Annotated in this window: 5 protein-coding genes; all 5 read left to right on the top strand. The window is 52.6% G+C overall.

What is annotated here, in order from left to right; translation table 11 throughout:
• The coding region (locus tag FLB61_RS12820; RefSeq protein WP_246599240.1) for a flavin reductase family protein at positions 1–654 on the top strand (654 nt) is incomplete at its 5' end.
• Positions 655–843: 189 nt separating this feature from the next.
• Positions 844–2433: a MobQ family relaxase gene (gene mobQ, locus FLB61_RS12815; protein WP_221920414.1), complete on the top strand. Its 1590-nt coding sequence runs from the start codon at positions 844–846 to the stop codon at positions 2431–2433.
• 71 nt (positions 2434–2504) lie between these two features.
• Complete coding sequence (locus FLB61_RS12810; RefSeq protein ID WP_221920413.1) at positions 2505–3149, top strand: CHC2 zinc finger domain-containing protein; 645 nt, start codon at positions 2505–2507, stop codon at positions 3147–3149.
• Positions 3118–4488 (top strand): virulence-associated E family protein, encoded by a 1371-nt coding sequence (locus FLB61_RS12805; protein WP_330625640.1) that lies wholly within the window; start codon positions 3118–3120, stop codon positions 4486–4488. The genes FLB61_RS12810 and FLB61_RS12805 overlap by 32 nt, the downstream gene beginning before the upstream one ends.
• 331 nt (positions 4489–4819) lie before the next feature.
• Positions 4820–5014, top strand: a complete 195-nt coding sequence (locus FLB61_RS12800) for an excisionase (protein WP_087175101.1) — start codon at positions 4820–4822, stop codon at positions 5012–5014.
• Positions 5015–5039 lie beyond the last annotated feature (25 nt).

Below are 5039 nucleotides of genomic sequence, written 5' to 3'. Positions count from 1 at the left end.
AATATGAAAAAGAAATACAGCACGTTGCCTGAATCAATGAAAAAGATGGAGATGTATGGATTTAATTGGATGGAGTTCGTTATCTCTGTACCCTCTCCACTCTACATAATGACTTCATATAAAAGCAATGGACAGCCTAACGCTTGTATGCAGTCATGGACAACATTTACGGGGGGAAAAAGTGGCTACTTTGCAATTGTTTCCGCTGTCAGCAAATATGGACATTTATATCAAACAATTCATGAAACAGGTGAAGCTGTCATCAATTTCATGTCTGCCGATTTGTATGATAAGTGTATGTCAACCTGTAAAAATAACAATTTTGAAATAGATGAAATTAAAGCCGCCGGTTTGACTTCGGTTAAAGCAGAAATGGTAAATGCTCCTCTGATTGATGAATGCTTTATGAATCTGGAATGTCGCTTCAAATGGGAGAAAGAAATTGTCGAGGGTGACGACTATGTTTTGGTGTGTCTCGAAATCGTTAGAGTACATATTGATGAAAGACATATGGATGAGAACGATCTTGGAAGGACGGGAGAAACGGGAATTCTTTACAATATTCATCATCCTATCAATCCTGAGAATTTCAATGGGACAGCCCATGATTATGTCGGTACTGTAAAAAAGATACGGGATTATAACGAGTATTGAGAGATGTGTTTTTGTGATATATAGGCGATACAATTCCTGTTTATCGAGCCATCCATCATCGGGCCAACCTGACCCGAATTTTCAAAACTGAATACCAGCCGCCCACCGGCGGCACCACCGAGCAGGAAATCTTGAAACAGGTTCCCTGCTCTTTTTATGCCCGGACACCGGGAGAAAGGAGGACATTACTTGCCATGCCCGCACTTTGATGTAAAAATCATCCAGCGCAGCAAGCGCCAGTCAGCCGTTGCGTCTGCCGCCTACCAGAGCGGGGAACGGCTGTTTTCCGAATACGACCAGAAACAGAAATACTATTCCCATAAAAGCGAAATCGTCCACACTGAAATCATGCTGCCGCCCCACGCCCCGCCGGAGTACGCAGACCGGAATACCTTGTGGAACGCCGCCGAAGCCATCGAAAAACAATGGAACTCCCAGCTTGCCCGGAGGTTCGTGCTTGCCATACCGAGGGAACTTCCCCGGTCACAGTACGCCGACCTTATCCGGGACTACTGCCGGGAGTTTTTCGTTTCCAAGGGCATGATTGCCGACTTCGCCATCCATGACAAGGGGGACGGAAATCCCCACGCCCACATCCTTCTTACCATGCGGGCGATGGATGAACAGGGCAAGTGGCTCCCTAAGAGCCGGAAAGTCTACGACCTTGACGAGAACGGCGAACGTATCCGGCTTGCGTCCGGCAGATGGAAAAGCCACAAGGAGGACACCGTGGACTGGAACGACCAGAAGTACGCCGAGATATGGCGGCAGGGCTGGGCTGACACGGCGAACCGCTATCTGGAAGCCATCGGCAGCCCGGAGCGCCTTGACCTTCGCTCCTATGCCCGACAGGGGATTGATAAAATCCCCACCGTCCACATGGGGCCAGCGGTCAGCCAGTTGGAGAAAAAGGGCATACAGACCAACATCGGCAACCTGAACCGGGACATCAAAGCCGCCAATTCCCTCATGCAGTCTATCCGGCAGATGGTACGCAGCTTAAAGGGCTGGCTGTCCGGCCTGAAAGAGAAAAAGGCGGCGCTGCTGGAAGCACTGGCACAGGCAAAGGAGCCGACCATCCCCGAACTGCTTTCCCGGTATCTGGATAAACGGAGCGAGGAACGTACCGGCTGGACTTCCAAGGGGAAGCTGAAAGGCACTGTTGGAGATTTCAACAAGGTCATGGAAGCCCTTGACTTCCTGCGGCAGAAAGAGATTTCCACCGTGGAGAGCCTTGACGCCTATCTGGATGAAGCCAGCGCACAGGCCGTTTCTATCCGTGAGGAAATCAGGCCGATGGAGAAACGTGTGAAAGAGATTGACCGGCTGCTTTTCCATATCGGGAACTTTGAAGCAAACAAGTCGGTTCATGCGAAATATGCCGCTATCCGCTGGAAGAAGCCCAAGGAGAAATTTGCCGCCGACCATAAAGCGGAACTGGACGCCTACAACGCTGCCCTGCGGTATTTCAAGGTTCATCTTGATGGGGCGAAGTACAGCACAAAGAAGCTGGCCGGGGAACAGGCACAGCTTTCAGAGAATATCGCTTCCAAGACGGAAGCGCTGACTGCCGTACAGGAGGATGTGAAAATTTTGCGGGATGTGCGCCACTGGCTCAATCAGGTTTTGCCATCCGAGCAGTACCGCCAGACCGCAGAGCCGGGAAAGAAACCGTCCATCCAGCAGGCAGTCAAAGGCCGGGAGCAGCGTATCCGGGAGGAACAGGCAGAGAAACGCCAGCAGCCCCGCCGCCAGCAAAAACAGGATATGGAACTTTAACCAATCAGGCGCTTGCCATTTTCCCCGTGAGAATGACAGGCGCTTTTTCTATTTTCAGGAGGATTTGCCTATTGAACGTATTTGAAGCCGTGAAGCAGTCTGTTACCACCCGGCAGGCCGCTGAGCATTACGGTATCCGGGTAGGAAGAAACGGGATGTGCGTCTGCCCCTTCCATGACGATAAAAACCCCAGCATGAAGGTTGACCGGCGCTTCCATTGCTTCGGCTGTCAGGCAGACGGGGATGTGATTGACTTTGTTTCCCGTCTGGAAAATGCCAGCCCAAAGGAAGCCGCCCTCATGCTGGCGCAGGACTTCTCCATCCCCTATGAGGACAGGGAGCCACCCGGCAGGAGCCGCCGCCCACAGCCCCGGCAGGAAAGCCCGGAGCAGCAATTCAAGCGTATGGAGCGATATTGTTTCCGGGTACTGTCCGACTATCACAATCTGCTGCGCCGCTGGAAGCGGGACTATGCCCCCAAGACACCGGAGGAAGAATGGCGCCCGCTTTTCGTGGAAGCCTTGCAGAAACAATCCCATGTGGAATATCTGCTGGATGTGCTGCTGTTCTCCGACATAGGGGAACGGGCTGCCCTGATTGCCAGCTACGGAAAGGAAGTGAGGAACCTTGAGCGGAGAATGGCAGACCTTGCCGCCAGAACTGCGGCAGGCCGTGACGGACACCATCGAAGCCGCACCCCCGCCCCGGAGCGTTGAGGAAGTAAAAGCCCTGCTGGAGGGCACCGAGAAAGGCGGCGTGCGGAACAGTATCCACAACTGCCTGACCGTGTTCCAGTATGACCCCGTCCTTTCCGGGGCGGTTGCGAAAAATCTCCTGACCGAGCGCATTGACCTTCTAAAGCCCATCGGCAGGAAACGCAGAACCGGCAGCAAGGCCATGACCGACACGGACATGAAGTATATCCGGCTGTATCTGGAAAAGACCTACGGCCTGACCAGCGAGAAAAAGATAGCAGACGCCGCCGATCTGGCCGCAGACGCCAACAGCTACCATCCCATCCGGGACTACCTGAACGGACTTGTCTGGGACGGGAAAGAGCGTATCCGCTACTGCCTGCGGCACTTTCTGGGAGCCGACACGGACAACTTCACCTTCCAATCACTGCGGCTGTTCCTGCTGGGAGCCATCCACCGGGCTTTCTGCCCCGGCTGTAAGTTTGAGGTCATGCTCTGTCTGGTTGGCGGTCAGGGAGCCGGGAAATCCACCTTCTTCCGGCTGCTGGCCGTAAAGGACGAGTGGTTTTCCGATGATTTGCGGAAGCTGGACGATGATAACGTGTACCGAAAGTTGCAAGGCCACTGGATAATTGAAATGTCAGAGATGATTGCCACCGCCAACGCCAAGAGCATAGAGGAAATCAAATCATTTTTAAGCCGCCAAAAGGAGGTCTATAAAATTCCCTACGAAACCCACCCGGAGGACAGGCTGCGGCAATGCGTGTTCGGCGGGACTTCCAATGCGCTGGACTTCCTGCCCCTTGACCGTTCCGGGAACCGGCGCTTCCTGCCGGTCATGGTCTACCCCGAACAGGCCGAGGTACACATTTTGGACGATGAAGCCGCTTCCAGAGCCTATATCGAACAGGTATGGGCGGAAGCCATGACAACCTACAAAAGCGGCGATTTTAAGCTGTCTTTTACGCCCGAAATGATACAGTACCTCAAAGAACACCAGCGGGATTTCATGCCGGAGGACACCAAGGCCGGGATGATACAGGCGTACCTTGACCGCTACACCGGCAGCGCCGTATGCTCCAAGCAGCTTTTCAAGGAAGCCCTGAACCATCCCCTTGACGAGCCGAAGCAATGGGAAATCCGGGAAGTCAACGACATCATGAACCACTGTATCACGGGATGGAAGTATTTCTCCAATCCCCGGATATTTGAGGGATACGGCAGACAGAAGGGCTGGGAACGGGAATCAAATCCAAAAGCGGCTGACGCTTTTGGAGTGGCAACGGGCGCTGACAACGGGCGTAAAAGAACGCCGGACGGATTTGTGGAAGTCCCGGAGCAGATGGAACTTCCTTTCTGAAAAATCCGGGGAAATCACAGCCGGTTGCCGACCCCGTTGCTATCCCGTTGCCGAGCCGGTTGCAGGGCATTAGCCCGGAAAAAGACTGTAACTGCGGGCTTTTCTCCCCTCTGACAACCAAAGCAACAGAAAAATAGAAGAAAAAGTAATAAATAACCTAACCGCCAGACAGAGATTGTTTTCGAGGTTTTTTGAAGCCCGTTGCCGGACTTCGTTGCCGACCCTCTCCTGTCTGGCTTATTTCATTTGCGCAGGCAACGAGCCAAGCGGATATGCTTGCATATCCATTTGGCGACTGCTGCGACAACGATAGTTATGGAGGTAACTGCCTATGAAAGAAGTCCCTATTTGGGAGAAGAGTAATCTAAGTCTGGAAGAAGCTGCGGCCTATTCTGGAATTGGTATCAATAAATTGCGTGACCTGACAAACGACCAGAATTGCCGGTTCGTTTTATGGGTAGGAAATAAACGCTTGATTAAACGCCGTCTGTTCGACCAGTACATTGAACAGGCTTATTCTATCTGAAATTTGTGATGTAAAAGGCGGCCTT

Source organism: Sellimonas caecigallum (assembly GCF_019754295.1).
In the GTDB taxonomy this organism is placed as follows: Bacteria; Bacillota; Clostridia; order Lachnospirales; family Lachnospiraceae; genus Sellimonas; species Sellimonas caecigallum.
The sequence above is the reverse complement of the archived record's forward strand: the minus strand, read 5'-3'. Positions and strand labels throughout refer to the sequence as shown.

Bases quoted from the DNA above. Each gene is read 5' to 3' on its own strand.
- FLB61_RS12800 (WP_087175101.1), top strand. From the start codon at position 4,820: ATGAAAGAAGTCCCTATTTGGGAGAAGAGTAATCTAAGTCTGGAAGAA.